The organism is Bradyrhizobium sp. FW305-F6, from assembly GCF_058782905.1.
Genome location: NZ_JBYSYD010000002.1, coordinates 368,308 through 388,144, shown reverse-complemented (window position 1 = coordinate 388,144; position 19,837 = coordinate 368,308). Strand labels below are relative to the sequence as shown.

Sequence of the window (19,837 nt, the reverse complement as noted above, 5' to 3'; positions counted from 1 at the left end):
TGTCAGATCGGTGAAAACGGCGTGAGGCGCCTTGTGTTCCGCCTCACGCCTTAGTTTCCAGCTCAAGCCTCCAATTGCTTGCCGATCGGAAGCGCGCGGATACGTTTTCCCGTCGCGGCGAAGATCGCATTTATCAGGGCCGGCGCGAACGGGGGAACCCCGGGCTCGCCGACGCCGCTTGGCGGCGTGTCCGATGCGGGCGGCACGATGTAGACGTTGGTCACCAACGGGGAGTCGTCCATCCTGACGACCTGGAAGTCGTCGAAGTTCTTCTGCTGGACCTTGCCGTCCTTGAAGGTGATCTCGCCGTATTTGGCGAGACTCAGCCCCATGATCGCGGCGCCCTCGATCTGCGAGGCGATGCGCTCGGGGTTGACATAGGTCCCGCAGTCGATCGCCGTGTCGACCCGTGGCACCGTCAGCTTTCCCTTGTCGTCGATCGCGACCTCGACGATGGTCGCGATGTAGCTGACGAAGCTGCGGTGCACGGCGATGCCGAGACCGTGGCCCTTCGGCACCTTGCGTCCCCACTCGCCCTTCTCGGCGACCAGCTCGACCACCTTGCGCAAGCGCGCGGTGTCGATCGGGTAGCTCTCCTGGGGCTCGCCGTAGTTCCAGAGGTCCTTCACATCAGGCTTGACGATGCGAGGCGATCCGATCAGATCGAGCAACGTCTCTTTCTGGTCGCGGCCGGTCGCATGCGCGATCTCGCCGACCATCGACTGCACTGCGAAGGCATGCGGGATGTTGGAGACCGAACGGAACCAGCCGATGCGGGTATGCGCGGCCGCTTCCGGGTTCTCACAGGAGATGTTGGCGATTTCGAAGGGCATGTCGACGAGGCCCATGCCGATCTCGAACGGAGCCTGATGCACCGCGCCGGCGGCAAAAGTCGAGGCGATGCTCGGGGCCACGCTGCGGTGCCGCCAGGCGATCACCTTGCCGCTCTTGTCGAGACCGGCCTCGATCCGCTCGACTGAGACGGTGTGCAGGAAGCCGTTATGGATGTCGTCCTCCCGCGTCCACTGTACCTTCACGGGCGCGCCGAGCTCCTTCGAGAGAAGCGCGGCCTCCAACGCAAAGTCGCATTTGGACTTGCGGCCGAACCCACCGCCGAGCAGCGTCACGTTGACGGTGACGTTGGCCTCGGGAATGCCGAGGGTCTTGGCGACGTCCTCGCGGGTGCCGCCGGCACTCTGCACCGGCGCCCAGATTTCCGCCCTGTCGCCCTTGACGTCGGCAACCGCGACCGGCGGCTCCATGGCGACGTGAGCGAGATGCGGCAGGTAGTACTCGCCGACGATGACCTTGTCGGCGCTCTTCAGGGCAGCCTCCGCATCGCCCTCCTTGCGCAGAACGAGCCCGGGCTTGCGCGAGGCCTCTTCGAGCTCCTTGCGATAGGCGACGGAGTCGTATTTGGCGTTGGGGCCGTCGTCCCAGACCAGCTTCAAGGCGTCGCGGCCCTTGATCGCCGCGCCGGTGTTGCGCGCGATCACGGCGACCCCGCCGAGCGGCTGGAATTTCGACGGCCACGGCCAGCCGCGCACCTGCATCACCTTCTCGACGCCAGGGACCTTCAGCGCCGCCTCCGGATCGAACGAGACCAGCTTGCCGCCGGTCACCGGCGGGCGGGCAATTGCGGCATACTTCATGCCGGGCAAGCGGACGTCCGCCCCGTACCGCGCCTTGCCGGTGGTGATGTCGTGGAGATCGACGATGCCGACCTGACCCTTGCCGAGATAGCGGAAGGTCTTGGGGTCCTTCAGCTTGAGGCCTTCGATGCTGGGCACCGATTCCTTGGCGGCGTCGGCAGCCAGCTCGCCGAAGCCGAGCTTGCGTCCGCTGGCACTGTGGACGACCTCGTGGTTGACCGCCTTGACCTCGGTGGCCGGTACGCCCCAGCGCTTCGCCGCAGCCTGCTCCAGCATGGTGCGGGCGGAGGCGCCGATCTGGCGCATCGGGATCAGGTAGTGCCGCGTGCTGCGCGAGCCGTCGGTATCCTGGTTGCCGAACTTGGCCTCGTCGCCATGCGCCTGCTGCACCTTGACCCTGGACCAGTCGGCTTCCATCTCCTCGGCGACGATCAGCGGCAGGCTGGTGCGCACGCCGGTGCCCATTTCCGCACGGTGCCCGATGATGGTGACGATGCCGTCAGGGGCGACGGAAACGAAAACGCGCGGGTCGACCACGACGCCGTGCGGCATTTTTCCGGCACCGGTTTCATAGGCCAGCGCCCGGCGCGACATCACGGGGGCGGCGAGCACGAAGCCGCCGGTGACGCCGAGCCCCTTCAGGATGCTGCGGCGCGAGATCTTCTCGACGTTGATGTGCTTTTCGAAGCCGCGAAGCTTGCGGGGATTGTCGATGAAATTCATGTCACACTCCCGTCGATGCGAGATGGACGGCGTTCTCGATGCGCTGGTAGCAGCCGCAGCGGCAGATGTTGCCGGCCATCGCCTCGCGGATCTGGTCATGCGAAGGTTTTGGATTCTCCATCAGGAGAGCGGCCGCCTGCATGATCTGGCCGGCCTGGCAGAAGCCGCATTGGGGCACGTTGACCTGACGCCAGGCCTTCTGCACGGGGTGATCGCCGTTCGGATGCAATCCCTCGATCGTGGTGACATCGCGTCCGGCGACGTCATTGACGGAGGTGATGCAGGCGCGCACGGCCTGCTTATCGACGATGACCGTGCAGGCGCCGCACAGGGCTTGGCCGCAGCCGTATTTGGTGCCGGTCAGCCCGGCCTCGTCACGCAGGAACCAGAGTAGCGGGAGATCCGGGTCGCCGTCCCAGCTCTGTTCCTGGCCGTTGATCTTCACCTTGATCATGATCGTGCCTCGCTCTTCATAAGCATGCCAAATTCAAAGTCCGCCGACGCCGGTCGGCGACGGTTCGTGCGTCGTCTCGCCACATCCCGCCGTGGTCCCGCGCGGGCAAATCCCGGAGGGAGGCAGGAACGCAGGTCGCGATGTCTGAATGTGCTCGATACCTCCCGTTTTCTTCTTATTTGATTGTACGTCGTGCGGCATCGTGACGGCGCGACCCTAGCAGGGATCGCCTCGACCCGGCGTTCACAGCCGAGTGTGTTCACCGGGAAAAGATTGCATCGACGGTTTGTCAAAAGCAGGGCGAGTCGTCCGCCACGTGGCGCATCAAATCGGCGCAACGAAAAAAGCTTCGTCCGCCGGTTGGACCGAACGGACGAAGCAGTAGGCCTCAGTCGAGGGAGGGAGAACGCAGAGCACCGCGAACTTCAAGCAGGAAGCGGACGGTCCTGCGCAGTCATTCAGAGACCAGGACTGAGGAGCCGATGGCCCTTACTCACGCGTGGTGCAGAAGCGGCGGCATCGCGCCGCAATGGTCCCGGCAGCGGGGACTCGTGCGGCCTGCTGGCGGCGACGGGCGCCAGCGAGCCGATGATGGTGGGCGGTCGGCCGGTTAAGACGACCATCCCAGGCGGTTCCTAGGCAGCCTTGGCCTTCGCCACATGGGTCGCGATTGCGTCCATCAGCGCAGGCGACAGGCAGTCATAAGGCTCGAGCCCGATCTCCTTGAGCCGCGAACGGATGCCGCCCATCTGCTCCGGCTTCACGCCGGATTCGATCACGGAGGAGACGAAGGCGGCGAATTGCGGCGCCTGCGAGCCCTGCTCCTGGAACAATTCCGGATGGATGAAATCGAGGCCGTAGAACGGATGGTTCTTGTTCTCGATCCGGCCGTACATGTGCGTGCCGCAGGCCTTGCAGGCGTGGCGCTGGATCACCGCGGAGGCGTCGACGATCTGGAGCTTGTCGCCATTCTCGAGCACGGTGACGTTCTGGCGCGGTACCACGGCCACGACGGAGAAGGCCGCGCCTTGCGGCTTCCAGCACTTGGTGCAGCCGCAGGCGTGGTTGTGGGCGACATCGCCCTTGATGCCGACCTTGACCGGATGGTCACTGCATTTGCAGACCAGCGTGCCGCCGGCAAAGCTGCCGCTGCCCTGTTTGATGCCGTTGTCGATCGAGGGATGGAGTGCAACAGTCATGGGTCGATCCTCCTGGGGGTGACGCTTTCGAGCTAGAACACGACGACTGAACGGATGGATTTTCCTTCATGCATCAGGTCGAAGCCCTTGTTGATGTCTTCGAGCTTGAGCGTGTGAGTGATCATCGGATCGATCTGAATCTTGCCGTTCATGTACCAGTCGACGATCTTCGGCACGTCGGTGCGCCCGCGCGCCCCGCCGAAGGCGGTGCCGCGCCAGTTGCGCCCGGTGACGAGCTGGAACGGGCGGGTGGAGATCTCCTTGCCGGCCTCGGCAACGCCGATGATGATCGAGGTACCCCAGCCGCGATGGCAGGCTTCCAGCGCCTGGCGCATCACCGTGGTGTTGCCGGTGCAGTCGAAGGTGTAGTCGGCACCGCCGTCCGTGAGGCCTACGAGGTGCTGGACGATGTCGCCGGTGACCTTCTTCGGGTTGACGAAGTGGGTCATGCCGAAGCGCCGGCCCCATTCCTCCTTGGAGTCGTTGATGTCGACGCCGATGATCTTGTCGGCGCCGGCCATCTTGGCGCCCTGGATGACGTTGAGGCCGATGCCGCCGAGGCCGAACACGACCACGTTGGCGCCCGGCTCGACCTTGGCCGTGTTGACGACGGCGCCGACGCCGGTGGTGACGCCGCAGCCGATGTAGCAGCTCTTGTCGAACGGCGCGTCCTCGCGGATCTTGGCCACCGCGATCTCGGGCAGCACGGTGAAGTTCGAGAAGGTCGAGCAACCCATGTAGTGATAGATCGGCTTGCCCTTGTAGGAGAACCGGCTGGTGCCGTCGGGCATCACGCCCTTGCCTTGCGTCGCGCGGATGGCGGTGCAGAGATTGGTCTTCTGGCTCAGGCAGCTTTTGCACTGCCGGCATTCCGGCGTGTAGAGCGGGATGACGTGATCGCCCGGCTTTACCGAGGTCACGCCGGGGCCGATCTCGCGGATGATGCCGGCGCCCTCATGTCCCAGGATCGACGGGAAAATACCCTCGCTATCGAAGCCGTCGAGCGTATAGGCGTCGGTATGGCAGATGCCCGTCGCCTTGATCTCGACCAGGACCTCGCCGGCCTTGGGTCCCTCCAGATCGACCTCGACGATCTCGAGCGGCTTCTTGGCTTCGAAAGCGACGGCGGCACGTGTCTTCATCGGTAGCTCCTCAAATTCTCATAGGACACCCAAGACGTAGTCTCGGCAGTCCTCGTAACGTTCATTTGGTGCCCATGCAGGCGTCTTCCGCCTTCTTGTACGCATCTGTCTTCTCTTCCTTCTTGGCGGGACGCTGCCGGCCCCATGCTTCGGTGGACCGGGCGCGCAGATAGACGTACAGGTCGTCCATGTAGCAGGCCACGTTCGGATTGTCTCCGAAGGCCGGCATGACGTTCTCCTGCGCGGTCGAGATGTTCTTGCGGCCGGAGGCGACCACGCCGAGGAAATCGCCATAGCTCATGGTCTTGACGGAATCCTTCAGCGCCGGCGCGTAAGTGGAGCCCATGCCGTCGGGGCCATGGCAGACGTGGCAGTCGGAGTGATAGCGGCGGTAGCCGGAATAAGTGAACCAGTCCACGGTGCCATCGGCCGAAATCTTGTAGGTGGGATTGCCCTCCTTATCGAGCCACTTCCCGTCGTCTTCCTTCTTCACGGCGGCGGGATCGCCGGGGCCGTCCGCGACCGCAAGTCCCCCGGACACACTCACAATCGTGGCAGCAATGATGAAGCAGATTTTACGCAAGAGATTGTTTCCTCGGCAGGCGTCGGTGGAGACGAGCCGGCGCGTGGAGTGATCCACGCGCCGGAGCGATGCTGAAGGGCCTAGTTCGGCAGCGAGAACACGGTCAGCGTGCCGCCGAGCGCCGTGTAGTTGCTGAGGGCCGCATAGCCACCGACTGCGCCGAGACCTGCAGTCGGATCGGTCAGGCCTGCGGCGAGACCGATTCCGGCCCAGCCACCCACGCCGGAGAGAATGGCAATGTACTGCTTGCCATTGTTCTCATAGGTGGTGACGTTGCCGATGATGCCGGACGGAGTCTTGAACTTGTAGAGCTCCTTGCCCGACTTGGCATCGACCGCCTTCAGGTAGCCTTCGAGCGTGCCGTAGAACACCACGCCGCCTGCCGTCGCGAGCGCACCCGACCAGACCGAGAACTGCTCCTTGTTCGACCACACGATCTTGCCGGTCTTGTTGTCCCAGGCGATGAAGTTGCCCATGTGGGTTTCACCCGGAGGCGGATACATCGAGAGCGTCGCGCCCACATAGGGCTGGCCCGCGGTGTAGCTCACCTTGAACGGCTCGTAGTCCATGCAGACGTGGTTGGTCGGGACGTAGAACAGCTGCGTGTCCGGCGAGTAGGCTGCCGGCTGCTGGTCCTTGGTACCGAGGGCGGCCGGGCAGATGCCCTTCGTGTTCTTGTCCTCTCCGCCGTGCTCCGTCGAATATTGAGCGACGACCTTGGGACGACCGTAGGTCGGCGAGTTCTTGTCCATGTCGACGCCGCTGGTCCAGTTCACCTTCGGGTCGTACTTCTCGGCGACCAGCAATTCGCCCGACTCGCGGTCCATGGTGTAGGCGAGACCGTTGCGGTCGAAGTGCGTCAGCAGCTTGCGGTTCTGACCGTTGATCTGCTGATCGGAGAGGATCATTTCGTTGACGCCGTCATAATCCCATTCGTCATGGGGCGTCATCTGGTAGACCCACTTCGCCATGCCGGTGTCGGCATCGCGCGCGAAGATCGTCATCGACCACTTGTTGTCGCCGGGCCGCTGCTTCGGGTTCCAGGTCGAGGGGTTGCCGGACCCGTAATAGACGAGGTTCAGAGCGGGATCGTAGGAAATCCAGCCCCAGGTGCAGCCGCCACCGATCTTCCACTGATCGCCCTGCCAGGTCTTCAGCGACGAATCCGGGCCGACCGGCTTGCCGAGCGACATCGTCTTGACGGGATCGACCTTGATCTGGTCGTCCGGACCTTCCGAAAAGGCGCGCCAGGCCTGCTTGCCCGTCTTGAGGTCGTATGCGGTGAGATGGCACTGCACGCCGAACTCGCCGCCGGAGATGCCGACCATGACCTTGTCCTTGACGACCAGGGCCGACGAAGTCCCGGTCTCGCCCTTTGCGGGATTGCCGTTGGCGGCCGACCATGCGACCTGGCCGGTCTTGGCGTCGAGCGCAACGAGGGTGGTGTCGGCTTGATGCAGGATGATTTTGCCGTCGCCGTAGGCCAAGCCGCGATTGACGGTGTCGCAGCACATCACCGGAATGACGTTCGGATCCTGCTTCGGCTCGTACTTCCAGACGATTTTGTTCTCCTGCGAAAGGTCCATCGCATAGACCTTGTTCGGGAACGGCGTGTGGACGTACATCATGTTGCCGATGATCAGCGGGCCGCCCTCATGCCCGCGCAGCACGCCGGTCGAGAACGTCCAGGCGACCTGGAGCTTGCCGACGTTCTGGGCGTTGATCTGGTTCAGCTTGGAGTAGCGGGTGTTGGCGTAGTCGCCCGCCGGCATCACCCAGTCCTTCGGGTTCTGCGACATCTTGATCAGCTCGTCGTTGGCTGAGGCGCTGCCGACGGCGAGAGCCGCCGCGGAGCCGATATAGGTCGCCAGTAGCACCTTGCGCATAGTCATTCCTCCGTTGGTCGCGTTTATTGTTTCCGAAGCATTGTTCAATCGCCGGGCTTCTCGTCCGGCGTCTGCTCGCAGGCGGTCACGGTTGGGACCAGAAACGATGCTGTTCTGTTTCCTCCTCCTGATAATATCCACGGGTCCACGCGCGGGAGCGGCCCGTTCTTATTGTTCCTGCCACAATCCCTATCGGCTTCGTCATCGGGAAACTTGCCCAAGAGGGAAGCGGGTTTGCTCGACAGCGCACGGCGGCGAAGATTTTGTTTTGCAGTAGCGAATTCAGCGGCTTCCGCACGCGCTTGGCCGCGCCCTTCGCGCTCAGGTTCCCCTTGACGGCGTTGCAACTAAGGCGGAGGATTAACCTTCAAGGGTGGCAATGGCACGATGGCGCTCGTGCCAAGAGACCGCTCAAATTCGAGGTAAACGTCACGCAATTACGGCTGAGGGCTCCGGCAGCGCTGGTCGCGATTCGCGTCGAATCTCCGGATCAAACCAGTGGCGGGATTCATGTCCGACACCATTCACACGCTCTCGACGACCGGCATGACGCCGAAGCGCCAGATCCAGAGCTGGATCGACGGGCTGACGAGCCTGTGTGGGCATTTCGACGTCGATCCGCTGGAGGCGTCCTCGCTCGAGGGCCGCATCGACTACACGAGCGTCTCGCGCCTGAAGCTCTGCCAGATCGAGGTGAGCCAGCATCGCATCGCGCACACGCTGGCGCGCGCCAAGGCCAATGAGCACCCCTACATCAAGATTCACTTCCAGACCTACGGCGTGTCTTATTTCGAACAAGAAGGCCGTCATATCGAAATCAACCCCGGCGATATCATCGCCTATGACGTCTCCTGCCCGCATTCGATCATCAGCCCGGCGTTCACGCGTCACGACGTGGTCATCGTGCCGAAGGCTCTGCTGCGCGACCGCGGGTTCCCCTCGCAGCGGATGCCCGCGTGCAAGCTGTCGGCCAAGACCGGCACCGGGCGGATCGCCCACGATTTCGTCCATGCGACCTTCGACGAGGCGGCGAAGCTATCGGCGAACAGCGCGATCGGCGTTGCCGATTCGCTGATTGATCTGCTGCTGCTGCCGCTGCGTGAAGCCGACACGATGTTCGATCGTGTCGGGCCCGAAGCGATGTATGTGCGCGCGCAGTTCTTCATTCGCGAGCACCTGCGCGATCCGGATCTGTGCATCGACCAGATCTCGGCCGAGCTCGGCTGCTCCAAGCGCTATCTGCACATGCTGTTCTCGGAGCGCGGCACCACGGTGAGCGACTATATCTGGCAGGCGCGCTTGCAGAACTGCCGCCAGGAGCTCGAGGCCCACGCCGGCAAGACCATCACCGACGTCGCCTTCTCCTGGGGCTTCTCGAGCTCGTCGCATTTCAGCCGGGTGTTCCGGAAGTATTTTGGCGTGGTGCCGTCTTCGATCCACAAGGCGCAGCAGGGCGCGGCGAGCTCGGGCGAGCATTAGGCGTCTTGAGCGAACCGCTCGCGGCGTCGGCGAATGCTCACGCCGACGGTGCGATGTAGGGAATGCCGGCCACCAGAGCGACCAGCAGCACCGCGTTCCCCAGCATCACGCTCCAGTGCAGCCGGCGCAACCGTCGTGCAGCATCTGCATCCCCGGCGTCCCCCGCGCTGAGCTGGTCGTCGACCCGTGGCATGAATTGTCGTCGTCCCCAAATCGCCAAGGCTGCGATCATGCCGACGCCAGCGGCAGCAAGGGGGCGACCGTCGAGGAGGAGAGCCGCCGTCCCAACGATGCCGACGACACGCATGACCAGAAAATGAGCGTTGAACATTCCGCGCAGCAATTGTGCGACGGGCTGGATGTCGAGCCTCACCAGAAGGAAGGCCGGCGACGCCAGGGTGAAATAGCTCATCGGAAACAGCAGGATGATCATAACGGCGACGGAAACGGGATCCGGTGTCATGGGTCGACCCTCCTAGTCCACAGGAGGGCACAATCATAACGGGAAAACACGCTCCCGACACTGGGCTTTGGTCGGACTTCGCGCCGCAGGGGAGCAACCGGCCTGTCCGGCCCCGCGTGGAGGTCAGGCCGGCTCGAGACCCAGCGATTTCGCGCTCTCGATCCAGATCGGCAGCTCGCGCTGGTACAGCGCATTGGTCTCCTTGAAGCCGATCGCAGGCTCGAGCACGAAGGTGGCGAGAACCTCCTTCACTTTCGGGTCGTTGTTGGCGGCGACGCAGAGCTCGGCGAGGCGGTCGACGACGGCTTGCGGCGTCGCCTTCGGCACGGCCCAGCCGGTGAATCCGCTCACGGTGAAGAATTTCGACGTCGCGCCCTGCTCGGGAAGGGTCTTGATCGCGGGGATCGCATCGACCTTCTTCGAATGCACGGCGAAGACGGTGCCGCGGTCGCTTTGCAGCGCCGATTGCGCGGCCGTGTAGCTGCCCATGGCGGCATCGAGGGTGCCTTCCAGCATTCCCGTCCACATCGGCGCCTCGCCGCGATAGTGCACCGGCTCGATGTTGAGGCCATACTGCTTGTTGAGCTCGTTGACCGTCATATGCGGGGCCGAGCCCGCGCTGTAGGTGCCGAAGTTCACCTTGCCGCTCTTGCGCGCGAAGGCGACGAAATCCTCCAGCGTCTTGACCCCGGTTTTCGGGTTGGCCACCAGCAGCAGGCCGGCGCCCGGAATCACGCTGACAAGGCTCAGATCCTTGTCCATGTCATAGCCGGGATTCTTCATCACCACCCGGTTCATGATGTAGGTGGTCGAGATCGAGCACAGGATGGTGTGACCGTCCGGCTCGGCGCGGGCGACCTCCGCGGTGCCGATCGCGCCGGAGGCGCCGGGCTTGTTCTCGACGACGACGGTCTTGCCGACCTGCTTGGAGATGAATTCGCCATAGGCGCGTGCGAGCAGGTCGGTCTGGCCGCCGGCGGGATAGCTGCAAATCATGCGAATCTGCCGCGCCGGCCATGGGCTTTGCGATGCGCCTTGCGCGGAGGCGCCACGCGAGACGAAAGGCACGGCCAGTGCAGTGGTACCGGCGGCGATGAAGTGGCGGCGATCGAGCTTGGCGGACATGATTCTCTCCCAAAATTTCGCCGAACCTACTGCATCAGGCTGTCGCGGGGCATGCCCTGCAGGCGAGACAGATTGGCGCATTCGATCGGCTTTGCGCGGTGCCTGTTCGCGCCGATTTGCGGCAGTAGGCCTCACGCCTTCACCAAATGGCCGAGTGAATGCCGCCAGTATACGACGTGAGACGCCGCTAGCCACATCCTCCGTCATTCCGGGATGCGTGCGCAGCACGCAGGCCCGGAATCCATGGCGCCGCATGCACTGCGGAGAGATGGATTCCGGGCTCTCCCTGGGGGAGCCCCGCAATGACGAAGCCTCACCGCTGAATGATTTTGGTCCAGACGTCGCCCAGAATCGCAGGCTCGCGCGGCGGCAGATAGGTGAGCCCCACCTGCTTGCCGAATTCGGCGATCTTGCCCTCGGCGGCGAGCTCCGTCAGCGCCTTGTTGACGGCCCCGATCAGCGCGCCGTCGCTGGCGAGCCCGACATAGCCGCGGTTGGCTCCGATCGGGTAATAATAGCCGGACGCCGTGATCGCCGTGTCCGGGTGCGCGGCGCGATGGGCGTCGAAGCGGGCGAGATCGATCAGGGTCGCGTCGTGGTCGCCGCGCTCGAGCGCACCCAGGAGATCGTCGCGGCCGGGGACGAGGTGCGTGATATTCTCGATCAGGCGCCCCTTGTCGAAGGTCATCAGGATGGCATCGCCAAGCGATCCGCTGTCGATGACGAGCCGCAAGCCGGCGAGGTCGCCGATGTCGCCGATCTTGCGTCCGCGGACTTTCGGCCCCAGCACCACCGTCATCGGCGAATAGATGTAAGGCTGGCTCGGCGCGAGCACGCCGAGCGGGACGCGGCGCCGCCGGTCGTCGCGCGTGGCCCCGGCGAAATCCGGCAGGCGGGCCGTCTTCATGCCGGGCGCGACGAGCGAGTCCTGCGTCAGCGCGTAGCTGCCGACGAGTGAGCAGCGCCCGTCCGAGAGCAGCGCATTGGCCTCGAGCTGCGGGCTGGCATCCTCATCGAGCCGGCTCTCGAACCATTGGATCGCGAGTGGTCGTCGCAGGCGTTCGGCCACCGCGCGCGCCAGCAGCACGTCGAAGCCGGCATCCGGCTTGCCCTTTCGATGCACCGATAGCGGTGGCCGGTCCTCGTCGAGACAGACCTTGAGCGGATCCTCGGCCGCGGCCGCGTCCGGAAGAAGAAGTGCCGCCCCGAGGATTGCGGCAACGCTCCAGATGGAGAGGCATCGTCTCATGGCTTTCTCCGGCTGGAGACGAAGGCCCAGAGGTTTCCGATCTCGTCGTCGGAGAGGATGTCGCCCCAGGGCGGCATCTTGTTGTTCTTGCCGTTCTTCACCGTGCTGACGAAGCGCGTCTTGTCGTCGGGAATGGCGCGCAGGTCCGGCGTGATGGTGCCTGAGTTTATCAGATTGGGGCCGTGGCAGTGCGAGCATTTCGAGGCATAGGTCGACTTGCCATGGTCGATCTGCGCCTGCATGGAATTGCCGGCGGTGTTATCGGCACGACCGGCCGCCGCAAGCGCGACCGACAGCACCGTGACGGCGGCGGTCATCGCCGCCGTCCTGTGAGAGATCACTTTCAGCATCGTGCCTGTGGTTACTGCTTGACCGCAAAGACCCACAGCGAGCCGCCGGGCGGCACGTTGGCAAGACGTTCGTCGCCGGAGAACAGCGAGTAGACGCCGCCATAGCCGCTCGTCACGGCGACATATTGCACGCCGTCCTGCAGCCAGGTTACCGGCTGTCCCTCGATGCCGGACCCGGTCTGGAACTGCCAGAGCTTCTTGCCGGTGTCGGCGTCGAAGGCCTCGAACTCGCCGGTGAGTTGACCTGAGAACACGACACCGCCGGCGGTCGACAGCACGCCGGAGAAGCGCGGAATGTCGCTCGGGGATTCCCACTTGGTCTTGCCGGTCATGGGATCGATCGCCTTGAGGTGACCGCGCGGCCCGTCCCCGAACTCCCAGGGATCGGTCAGGTCCATGCCGAGATACCACTCACCCTGCTTGAAGGTGACGGGCTCGGCCTTGTACTTGCCGCCGAAATTGAGCGTGTTGGCATAGGCAAGGCCGGTCTGCGGATTGAACGACATCGGCTCCCAGTTCTTGCCGCCCAGAATGGACGGATAGACCGTGACCTTCTTGCCCTCGCGCGCGTCCTTGGACACGTCGGTCTCGATCGGACGCCCCGTTTTCATGTCGATGCCCGTTGCCCAGTTCACCTTCACGTAAGGATTGGCCGCGAGCAGCTTTCCGTTGGTGCGGTCGAGCACGTAGAAGAAGCCGTTGCGGTTGGCGTTCATCAGCGTCTTGGTTGGCTTGCCCTCGATCGTCACGTCGGCAAGCACCATCTCGGCGACGGCGTCGTAGTCGAACGGATTGTTCGGCGAGAACTGGTAGTGCCACTTGATCTTGCCGGTCTTCGGATCCAGTGCCAGCACGGAGCAGGTGTAGAGATTGTCGCCGGGCCGAACCGCCGAATTGAACGGGCCGGGATTGCCGATACCCCAGTAGATCGTTTTCAGTTCGGGATCGTAGGAGCCCGTGATCCAGGTCGAGCCGCCGCCGAGCTTCCAGGTGTCGCCCTTCCAGGTGTCGCCGCCGGGCTCGTCCGGCGAGGGGATCGAATGGGTTCGCCAGAGATGCTTGCCCGTCGCCGGATCCCAGCCATCGATGAAGCCCCTTGTGCCGAACTCGGCGCCGGAGACGCCGGTGATGACGACGCCGTCGGCAACCAGCGGGGCCACCGTCATCGAATAGCCTTCCTTGATGTCGGCCGCCTTCTGCCGCCACAGCTCCTTGCCGTTCTTGGCGTCGATGGCAACCACATGGGCATCGAGCGTCGTCCGGAACAACTTGCCCTCGTGAATCGCGACACCGCGGTTGATGATGCCGCAGCAGACGATGCGCGGCGTCTCGGCCGGGTATTCGATCTTGCTCTTCCAGATCTGCTTGCCGGTCTTGGCGTCGACCGCCATCGTGGCATTGTGCGAGGTCACATAGATGACGCCCTGATAGACGATGGGCTGGGATTCCTGGCTACGATCGTCATTGAAACTGTAATTCCAGATCGGGACGAGGTTCTTGACCGTGTCCTTGTTGATCTGGTTCAGCGTCGAGAAACGCTGCAGGTGGTAGCCCATCCCGTAATTGAGAACATTCGATGTGTCGGTCGCGCCCTTGAGCAACTGCTCGGTGGTCTGTGCACCTGCACACGTTGACGCAAGCACGACGAGGCCCGCGGCCATCGCAAAGCGTTTCATCCGTTCCTCCCAATATGCGCGCCTTTTGACGCTGCGACTGCAACACTCCGCCCGAATGCAAAATGCGTCAATACGAAAGTCGTAAGTGCGATGCCGATATTGCTGGAGGCCCGCGCCGGGTCACCTGACAGAAACCTTACGAGGTGCTCGCACTTGTGCGTAGACGCTGCAGAAATGCCGCGGTGCAAAGAAGGCCAGGCGTGTCGGCATCATGCGAGTTGTGGTGCGCCCGGGTTGCAATTTTTTCCAACTTGAACTGTGGCTCGTTTGTGGACTTATGTCGTTCTCGACCTTTCCCGGATCGAGGCTCTCAGGAGGTTTGGATGATGTCGATTCACCCAGTCGCGCTTGTGCTCATGATCGCAATGCTGTCCGGTCCCGCGCTCGCGGCATCCGGTAACGCCGTCAAGATGTTCGATACGGACAACGACGGCACGCTGGATCTTGCGGAGGTGAAGAAGGCTGCCAGCGCGATGTTTGCCAAGCTGGACCCCGATCGCGACGGCACGCTGGACGCACGCGAATTGCGCGGGCGGTTGTCGGCGAAGGAGCTCGCCGCCGCCGATCCAGATCGCGACGGGACCCTGTCGCTCGACGAATACCTGTCCGTGGTGGAACAGCGCTTCAACGCGGCCAATCCGGACAAGGACGGGACGCTCGATGCAAAGGAGCTGAACGCGCGGGCAGGCCGCTCGCTGGTGCGGCTGCTGCGCTGAGCGCGCCCTGCCGGAGCGAATTCCCGACCACCAGCTCGGAACATCGCGCTGTTCGGCCTGTTCTTCTGGCGATGTCCTGCTCTGCGCCGGGGCAGCGCGGCGGGAGAAGAGGAGAAGCAGATGAACACCAACCGTTCTGTCCTTGCTGCCTGTGCGATCCTGACATTGAGCGCGGGCATCGCCGTCGCGGGCCCTTGCAACACCGGTAGCGCCAGCACCGACAAGGATGCCGGTTCCGGTCCAGTCACGGTCGGTTCGGCGCAGTCGCAGACCTCGTCCGGCGAAACGGGTCAGCATCCGCCGACCAGCACGATGAATCGGGCCAGCAGCGGCGCAGCCGCCTCGTCCGAGGATGCGCAGCGGCAAATGCAGAGCCAGCCGACCGCGGCGGAGCGGGCGGAAGGAGCCAAGCCCAGTACACAAACGGCGGGCAAGGACTGCTGACGGCGCGGCATCGTCATGTCGTTCGTATCGCGCGAGGCCGCGTCTCTCACGTCTGTGCTTGACCAAGAGGGAAGTGGCTTTGTCCGAGAGCGAAGTGCGGCCGCGAAGAATCGACACAGACGTGTTGGGCAATCGAATCCAGGCTTGAACTGCATTTGATGCAGCCCTAGGTTTTTCGCCGCGCGATGTCGCGCTCAAGACCTTGGGAGACCCGAATGGCTTGGAAAGCTCCGAAGATCGTGGAAGTGCCGGTCGGCATGGAAATCAACATGTACGCCTGCGCTTCGCGCAAGTAAGCCCTACGACCTGCCGCGGCTTCGATGACGCTTCGCCATCGCAGCCGTGGCAGTGTCGGAAGCATCGCCTGCCGCCGTCGAGCCCCGCCACGCGATCGGCTTCAATCCCTCCATCAAAATCCCGGTCGCGTTGTCTAGCATTGTGTTACGCTGATCGCGGCCGGCGCCGCATGAGATGGCGCAGCTTGCGGGACAGGGATGCGCATCGGGGCTCACAGATTCGGGGTGGCGCTTGCGTGCATGGCCGTGGTCGCGCCAGCGTGCGTCGACGCCGAGGAGAGCTTCGATACCGAGCACATCTTCGGCTTCATGATCGGCACCGATATAGGCAATGTCGGCGAGCGCGAATTCCAGACCCAGACCACGAGCCGCCTCGGAAAAGGCGGGGCGGCCTATCGCGCCCTCGAGCAGGAGGTCGAGATCGAACTGGTGCCGCTGCCGAATCTCCGTGTCGAGGTCGGCGGCACCGCCAGCCTGCATGACATCACGGGCGTCCCAGATATCGGCGATCGCCGCCAGTTCAACTTCCAGGGCGCCTCGCTCGACCTGCGCTATCGCCTGCTCAGTCGCGAGCGCGCGCCGTTTGGCTTCACCATCGCTGCCGAACTGCACGGCGACCGCATCGACGAAACCAGCGGTGCAAAGGGGCGGATGTACGGCACGGAGTTCACGCTCGCCTTCGACCGCGAGCTCATCCCGAATTTCGCCATCGGCGCGGTCAACCTGACCTATCAGCCGGAATGGGCGCGCTTCGAAGTCGGTGGGGCATCCGAGAAGAGCTCGACGGTCGGCGCGGCGTTTGCCGGCCTGGTGCGGGTGCGGCCGAACGTGCTGCTCGGCGGCGAGATGCGCTATTTCCGGCACTATGAGGGGATCGGTCTCGGCGAGTTCTCGGGCCAGGCCCTGTTTGTCGGCCCTACGGCTTTCTTCCAGCTCTCGGAACGCTCCCGGCTGACCATGAGCTGGAGCATGCAGGCATGGGGGGGCCGCCCGGCCGGCGCCGGTGGCAATCTCGACCTCGTCAATTTTGAACGGCATCACGCGCGCTTGGTGTTCGGGGTGAACTTCTAGCCCAGGCTGTTCCATATCGCTCTCGGCCCCTTGAAACTTCCCACTCCTCGGGGCGTAGCTCCATGTGCTAGTCTCCATTGCCCTTGCAAAAGGATCCCGGCATGAACGCGATTGACCTGGTGGTGACTGTATGCGCAGTGCTCTCGCCTGCGACCTGCGAGGAGCAGCATCTCGTGTTCCACTATTCGGGGTCGCCCCGACAGTGCGTGATGGCCGCGCCGCCCTATATCGCGCAGTGGGTCGGCGAGCATCCGAAATGGCAGGCGGTGCGGTGGCGCTGCGAATATCCGCGCCCGAACGACAAGGCGTGAATGGCTCGCGCAATTCCTGATCCCTCATGGTGAGGAGCCGCGAAGCGGCGTCTCGAACCATATAGGCCCAGCTGCTCCAGCCAGGCCCTTCATCCTTCGAGACGCCTGCTTCGCAGGCTCCTCAGGATGAGGGAAAACCACCGCGCTATTTCGTGCAGTCCTTGAGATCCTTGTCGGCGATCGAGAACACCGCGTCCGCCTTGATCTCGATGTCGCGGACGACGCACTGCCGCGCATCGGGATAGCTGACCTTGGCGTCGTAGCGACCGGGCTCGACGCCGGCGATACGCAACCGCTCGTCGTGGTCGACCTCCTTGTCCTTGTCGTTCAAGCACTGGTTCGGACCCCAGTCGGACTTGCCGGCAGGCGAGAGCTGGAATCCGGAGATCGTCTCGCTCGTCAGGTTCCAGAGCCTGATACCCTTGCCCTTGGTCTGCGCCAACGCCGCGCCCGGCACCGCAATCAAGAGGACGCCGATCGCAATCAGCCTACGCCGCATTGGTGAACCTCCCTCGACGATGTCTGGCCAATTTGACCACGAGTTTTCATTTGGATTCAAGCTGCAAGGCCGCAAGCTCCGTTCGGATCCTGCCGATTTCGGCCTCGCTGCGTTCGGCGCGCGGGACAGCGATGGGAAGCTCGCTCACGATCCGTGCGGGGCGCGGCGACAGCAAGAACAGCCGGTCGCCGAGGCGGATCGCATCGTCGAGGCTGTGAGTGACGAGCAGCGTCATCACCGGCCGGCGCGCGACCAGCGTTGCGATCTCCTCGCGCAGGCGGCCGGCGAGCGCGTCATCGAGCGAGGCGAGGGGTTCGTCGAGCACGAGCAGGTCCGGCTCGACCGCGAAGGCACGGGCCAGTGCGACGCGGCGGGCGAGGCCGAGCGACAATTCGCCCGGGAAGTGGTTGCGATGCGCCTCCAGCTCCAGGATCCTGAACAGCTCGGCAAGCTTCGCATCGGTGACGTCGGGCGCGGCCAACCGCACGTTCTGCTCGACCGAGCGCCATGGCAACAGCCGCGGCTCCTGGAACACCATGCCGATCCGCGCCTCCGGGGGGCGTACGACGGAGCCTGCAAAGTCGTGATCCAGTCCCAGGATGATGCGCAGCATCGTGCTCTTGCCGCAACCGGACGGGCCGATCAAGACGCCGACCTCGCCGGATTGAAGCGCGAATTTGAGCGGCGCCAGCACCTCGTGGCTTCCGCCCGCGGCACTCCTGAAGGTCTTGCCCGATATCTCGACCTCAAGCCGCACGGGGCCGCCACCTGTTTGCGCGGGCTTCGAACGGCTGCACCAGCAAGGTCTCGATGACGAGCACGACGGCGGCAAAGGTCAGCGAATAGGCCAGCAGCCGAGGCGTGTCGAACAGCTGGAATGCGACGCCGATCTCGAAGCCGACGCCGTTCGGCCGTCCGAGCAGCTCGGCGACCAGCACGATCTTCCACACCAGCGACAATCCGGACCGCGCGGAGGCCGCGATATAGGGTGCAAGCTGCGGCAGCACGACGTGGCGGAAGGCGCGCCAGCGCGGCATCGCGAACACGCTCGCCATCTCGTCCAGCGAACGGTCGAGCGCGCGGGTGCCCTCGCGCAAGGTGACGATGGCGGTCGGCAGCTTGTTGATGGCGATGGCCGCGATCGCGGCGGCCTCGGTGAGCCCGGCCCAGATATAGGCCAGCACGATCACGACCAATGCGGGCAGGTTGAGCAGGAGGATCAGCCAGGGATCGCCGAGCTTGTCGGCGAGCTTCACCCGTCCCATCAGGTAGCCGATCGCGCTGCCGAGCGACATCGCCAGCGTGAAGGCGAGCGCAACGCGCGCCAGCGTGGCGCCGAGATGCAGGAACAGCGCGCCGGATGAGGCTTCTGCGATCATCACCTCAAGCACGGCCGGCGGGGAGGGCAGCTTCGCGCCGCCGGCGAGGAGCGCGGCAATCCACCAGGTCGCGAGCAGCAGGGCGAACGAGAGCAGGCGCAGCACCTCAGTCTCCGGGGACCGCGTGATAGAAGGTGCCGGGATCGAGCTCGGCCGCCGGTCCCACGAGTTCGCGGCCGCCGATCTCGGCCAGCACGCGATAGAGCACCCGCGCGTCCGTCTCCTCGTCATTGATGCTCCGGCGCGGAATGCCGTCACGGTAGCGGTCGCGGTAGGTCTTGAGCAGGGCAGGATCGGCTGTGCCCGTGAGCGGCGCGACCTTGTCCCAGGCCGCATCCGAGCTCGCCAGCAATTCCTTGGCCTTGCGGGTCATCGCGATGAAGCGCGCAACGGCATCCTTGTGGGTTCCGGCCCAATTCTCGTCGAAGACGTAGCCGACCGCGGCGACCGCGCCCTTGGCGCCGAGCTTCGGCAAGATCTCCTCGATTCCCGCGAGGCGTCTAAAACCCCTGGCCTCGAGCTGGGCACAGAAATTCCAGAAATTGAGGCTTGCATCCATCTCGCCATCGAGTGACTTGGCCGTGATCAAAGGCGGGGCCCCATAGACGATGGTCGCTTGCGACTTCAGGTCGATGCCATCCTGCTTCATGCGCGCTTGGAGCAGCAGCCAGCTCTTGTCGATAGCCCCGCCGGCGACGGCGAGCTTGCGGCCCTTGAGGTCGGCGAGTGTCTTGATCGGCGAACTGGCCGGCACCATCACCGCGCCGAGCGCGCTGGAATAGGGATAGAAGGTGAGCTTGGCGCCCAGCCCACGCTCGCGCGAGACCCACAGCCAGTCCGACAGGATGATATCGGCGTTGCCGGCGCGCATCGCGATCTTGCCGGCCTCGGTGCTTGCAAGCTCGGTGACCTCCAGCGACAGGCCGGCTTCCTTGTCGAGACCGGCGCTGCGGATCGCTGCGAGCTCCCAGGAGAATGTTCCGGTCTTCTGCACCGCAAGGCGGATCGTATCCGCGGCGTTGGCAGGCGCCGCCAGCGTCAGCACCAGCGTCGCCGCGAGCGCCAATGTTCGTCCCAGGACTCTCATCACCTTGTGGGCCGTTTCCCCTGAAGAGTGCTTTTCAGGACAATACGCATAGC

Annotated in this window: 21 protein-coding genes; 6 read left to right on the top strand and 15 right to left on the bottom strand. The window is 64.2% G+C overall.

The window, feature by feature from the left end:
- Nucleotides 1-62: 62 nt before the first annotated feature.
- The 6 genes from AC3WLX_RS13090 to xoxF5 all read right to left on the bottom strand — a co-directional run bounded on the left by AC3WLX_RS13090 (nt 63) and on the right by xoxF5 (nt 7,639).
- Nucleotides 63-2,375: a xanthine dehydrogenase family protein molybdopterin-binding subunit gene (locus tag AC3WLX_RS13090; protein WP_492336237.1), complete on the bottom strand. Its 2,313-nt coding sequence runs from the start codon at nt 2,373-2,375 to the stop codon at nt 63-65.
- Between the two features lies 1 nt (nt 2,376).
- Nucleotides 2,377-2,829 carry a (2Fe-2S)-binding protein gene (locus AC3WLX_RS13085; protein WP_492336236.1) on the bottom strand — a complete coding sequence of 151 codons (453 nt, stop codon included), beginning with the start codon at nt 2,827-2,829 and terminating at the stop codon, nt 2,377-2,379.
- 635 nt (nt 2,830-3,464) lie between these two features.
- Nucleotides 3,465-4,028, bottom strand: coding sequence for an S-(hydroxymethyl)glutathione synthase (gene gfa, locus AC3WLX_RS13080; protein WP_492336235.1), 564 nt, complete (start codon nt 4,026-4,028; stop codon nt 3,465-3,467).
- A 32-nt stretch (nt 4,029-4,060) separates the two neighbouring features.
- On the bottom strand, nt 4,061-5,170 hold the full coding sequence (locus AC3WLX_RS13075) for an S-(hydroxymethyl)glutathione dehydrogenase/class III alcohol dehydrogenase (RefSeq protein ID WP_492336234.1): 1,110 nt from the start codon (nt 5,168-5,170) through the stop codon (nt 4,061-4,063).
- 61 nt (nt 5,171-5,231) lie between these two features.
- A complete protein-coding gene (locus AC3WLX_RS13070; protein ID WP_492336233.1) occupies nt 5,232-5,753 on the bottom strand; it encodes a c-type cytochrome, methanol metabolism-related in 522 nt (173 codons plus the stop codon).
- Between the two features lie 80 nt (nt 5,754-5,833).
- Nucleotides 5,834-7,639: a lanthanide-dependent methanol dehydrogenase XoxF5 gene (gene xoxF5 / locus AC3WLX_RS13065; protein ID WP_291624647.1), complete on the bottom strand. Its 1,806-nt coding sequence runs from the start codon at nt 7,637-7,639 to the stop codon at nt 5,834-5,836.
- 510 nt (nt 7,640-8,149) lie between these two features.
- On the opposite strand from xoxF5, the gene AC3WLX_RS13060 reads away from it, so the two are divergent.
- The gene (locus AC3WLX_RS13060) at nt 8,150-9,118 is read left to right on the top strand and encodes a helix-turn-helix domain-containing protein (protein WP_492336232.1); all 969 of its coding nucleotides are present in this window, start codon (nt 8,150-8,152) and stop codon (nt 9,116-9,118) included.
- Nucleotides 9,119-9,155: 37 nt separating this feature from the next.
- On the opposite strand, the gene AC3WLX_RS13055 is transcribed toward AC3WLX_RS13060, so the two are convergent.
- The 5 genes from AC3WLX_RS13055 to AC3WLX_RS13035 all read right to left on the bottom strand — a co-directional run bounded on the left by AC3WLX_RS13055 (nt 9,156) and on the right by AC3WLX_RS13035 (nt 13,981).
- Nucleotides 9,156-9,581 carry a hypothetical protein gene (locus tag AC3WLX_RS13055; RefSeq protein WP_492336231.1) on the bottom strand — a complete coding sequence of 142 codons (426 nt, stop codon included), beginning with the start codon at nt 9,579-9,581 and terminating at the stop codon, nt 9,156-9,158.
- A gap of 123 nt (nt 9,582-9,704) precedes the next feature.
- Nucleotides 9,705-10,706, bottom strand: coding sequence for a Bug family tripartite tricarboxylate transporter substrate binding protein (locus AC3WLX_RS13050; RefSeq protein ID WP_492336230.1), 1,002 nt, complete (start codon nt 10,704-10,706; stop codon nt 9,705-9,707).
- A gap of 313 nt (nt 10,707-11,019) precedes the next feature.
- Nucleotides 11,020-11,955 carry a substrate-binding periplasmic protein gene (locus AC3WLX_RS13045; RefSeq protein ID WP_492336229.1) on the bottom strand — a complete coding sequence of 312 codons (936 nt, stop codon included), beginning with the start codon at nt 11,953-11,955 and terminating at the stop codon, nt 11,020-11,022.
- Nucleotides 11,952-12,305 carry a c-type cytochrome gene (locus tag AC3WLX_RS13040; RefSeq protein ID WP_291624652.1) on the bottom strand — a complete coding sequence of 118 codons (354 nt, stop codon included), beginning with the start codon at nt 12,303-12,305 and terminating at the stop codon, nt 11,952-11,954. Before AC3WLX_RS13040 ends, AC3WLX_RS13045 begins: the two co-directional genes overlap by 4 nt.
- Before the next feature lie 11 nt (nt 12,306-12,316).
- Nucleotides 12,317-13,981, bottom strand: a complete 1,665-nt coding sequence (locus tag AC3WLX_RS13035) for a methanol/ethanol family PQQ-dependent dehydrogenase (RefSeq protein ID WP_492336228.1) — start codon at nt 13,979-13,981, stop codon at nt 12,317-12,319.
- A 323-nt stretch (nt 13,982-14,304) separates the two neighbouring features.
- On the opposite strand from AC3WLX_RS13035, the gene lanM reads away from it, so the two are divergent.
- The 5 genes from lanM (at nt 14,305) to AC3WLX_RS13010 (ending at nt 16,819) form a co-directional block, all read left to right on the top strand.
- Nucleotides 14,305-14,697 (top strand): lanmodulin LanM, encoded by a 393-nt coding sequence (gene lanM / locus AC3WLX_RS13030; RefSeq protein WP_492336227.1) that lies wholly within the window; start codon nt 14,305-14,307, stop codon nt 14,695-14,697.
- A gap of 120 nt (nt 14,698-14,817) precedes the next feature.
- Nucleotides 14,818-15,141 carry a hypothetical protein gene (locus AC3WLX_RS13025; RefSeq protein WP_492336226.1) on the top strand — a complete coding sequence of 108 codons (324 nt, stop codon included), beginning with the start codon at nt 14,818-14,820 and terminating at the stop codon, nt 15,139-15,141.
- Nucleotides 15,142-15,356: 215 nt separating this feature from the next.
- Entirely contained in the window at nt 15,357-15,437 is an 81-nt protein-coding gene (gene pqqA / locus AC3WLX_RS13020; RefSeq protein ID WP_008562446.1) for a pyrroloquinoline quinone precursor peptide PqqA, read from the top strand.
- Nucleotides 15,438-15,677: 240 nt separating this feature from the next.
- Nucleotides 15,678-16,508 carry a DUF6662 family protein gene (locus AC3WLX_RS13015; RefSeq protein ID WP_492336225.1) on the top strand — a complete coding sequence of 277 codons (831 nt, stop codon included), beginning with the start codon at nt 15,678-15,680 and terminating at the stop codon, nt 16,506-16,508.
- 101 nt (nt 16,509-16,609) lie between these two features.
- Complete coding sequence (locus AC3WLX_RS13010; RefSeq protein WP_492336224.1) at nt 16,610-16,819, top strand: hypothetical protein; 210 nt, start codon at nt 16,610-16,612, stop codon at nt 16,817-16,819.
- A gap of 145 nt (nt 16,820-16,964) precedes the next feature.
- Here the strand turns inward: AC3WLX_RS13010 and AC3WLX_RS13005 are convergent, their stop codons facing one another.
- The 4 genes from AC3WLX_RS13005 to AC3WLX_RS12990 are packed head-to-tail and all read right to left on the bottom strand — an operon-like array spanning nt 16,965 to nt 19,784.
- Nucleotides 16,965-17,318 (bottom strand): hypothetical protein, encoded by a 354-nt coding sequence (locus AC3WLX_RS13005; protein ID WP_492336223.1) that lies wholly within the window; start codon nt 17,316-17,318, stop codon nt 16,965-16,967.
- A gap of 46 nt (nt 17,319-17,364) precedes the next feature.
- Nucleotides 17,365-18,075 carry an ABC transporter ATP-binding protein gene (locus AC3WLX_RS13000; RefSeq protein WP_492336222.1) on the bottom strand — a complete coding sequence of 237 codons (711 nt, stop codon included), beginning with the start codon at nt 18,073-18,075 and terminating at the stop codon, nt 17,365-17,367.
- The gene (locus AC3WLX_RS12995; protein ID WP_492336221.1) at nt 18,065-18,802 is read right to left on the bottom strand and encodes an ABC transporter permease; all 738 of its coding nucleotides are present in this window, start codon (nt 18,800-18,802) and stop codon (nt 18,065-18,067) included. Before AC3WLX_RS12995 ends, AC3WLX_RS13000 begins: the two co-directional genes overlap by 11 nt.
- Nucleotide 18,803: 1 nt before the next feature.
- Nucleotides 18,804-19,784, bottom strand: a complete 981-nt coding sequence (locus tag AC3WLX_RS12990; protein WP_492337278.1) for an ABC transporter substrate-binding protein — start codon at nt 19,782-19,784, stop codon at nt 18,804-18,806.
- Between the last annotated feature and the right edge of the window lie 53 nt (nt 19,785-19,837).

Coding starts and splice junctions, on each gene's coding strand:
- AC3WLX_RS13090 (WP_492336237.1), bottom strand. CDS start 2,375: ATGAATTTCATCGACAATCCCCGCAAGCTTCGCGGCTTCGAAAAGCAC.
- AC3WLX_RS13085 (WP_492336236.1), bottom strand. CDS start 2,829: ATGATCAAGGTGAAGATCAACGGCCAGGAACAGAGCTGGGACGGCGAC.
- gfa (WP_492336235.1), bottom strand. CDS start 4,028: ATGACTGTTGCACTCCATCCCTCGATCGACAACGGCATCAAACAGGGC.
- AC3WLX_RS13075 (WP_492336234.1), bottom strand. CDS start 5,170: ATGAAGACACGTGCCGCCGTCGCTTTCGAAGCCAAGAAGCCGCTCGAG.
- xoxF5 (WP_291624647.1), bottom strand. CDS start 7,639: ATGCGCAAGGTGCTACTGGCGACCTATATCGGCTCCGCGGCGGCTCTC.
- AC3WLX_RS13060 (WP_492336232.1), top strand. CDS start 8,150: ATGTCCGACACCATTCACACGCTCTCGACGACCGGCATGACGCCGAAG.
- AC3WLX_RS13055 (WP_492336231.1), bottom strand. CDS start 9,581: ATGACACCGGATCCCGTTTCCGTCGCCGTTATGATCATCCTGCTGTTT.
- AC3WLX_RS13050 (WP_492336230.1), bottom strand. CDS start 10,706: ATGTCCGCCAAGCTCGATCGCCGCCACTTCATCGCCGCCGGTACCACT.
- AC3WLX_RS13045 (WP_492336229.1), bottom strand. CDS start 11,955: ATGAGACGATGCCTCTCCATCTGGAGCGTTGCCGCAATCCTCGGGGCG.
- AC3WLX_RS13040 (WP_291624652.1), bottom strand. CDS start 12,305: ATGCTGAAAGTGATCTCTCACAGGACGGCGGCGATGACCGCCGCCGTC.
- AC3WLX_RS13035 (WP_492336228.1), bottom strand. CDS start 13,981: ATGAAACGCTTTGCGATGGCCGCGGGCCTCGTCGTGCTTGCGTCAACG.
- lanM (WP_492336227.1), top strand. CDS start 14,305: ATGATGTCGATTCACCCAGTCGCGCTTGTGCTCATGATCGCAATGCTG.
- AC3WLX_RS13025 (WP_492336226.1), top strand. CDS start 14,818: ATGAACACCAACCGTTCTGTCCTTGCTGCCTGTGCGATCCTGACATTG.
- pqqA (WP_008562446.1), top strand. CDS start 15,357: ATGGCTTGGAAAGCTCCGAAGATCGTGGAAGTGCCGGTCGGCATGGAA.
- AC3WLX_RS13015 (WP_492336225.1), top strand. CDS start 15,678: ATGGCCGTGGTCGCGCCAGCGTGCGTCGACGCCGAGGAGAGCTTCGAT.
- AC3WLX_RS13010 (WP_492336224.1), top strand. CDS start 16,610: ATGAACGCGATTGACCTGGTGGTGACTGTATGCGCAGTGCTCTCGCCT.
- AC3WLX_RS13005 (WP_492336223.1), bottom strand. CDS start 17,318: ATGCGGCGTAGGCTGATTGCGATCGGCGTCCTCTTGATTGCGGTGCCG.
- AC3WLX_RS12990 (WP_492337278.1), bottom strand. CDS start 19,784: ATGAGAGTCCTGGGACGAACATTGGCGCTCGCGGCGACGCTGGTGCTG.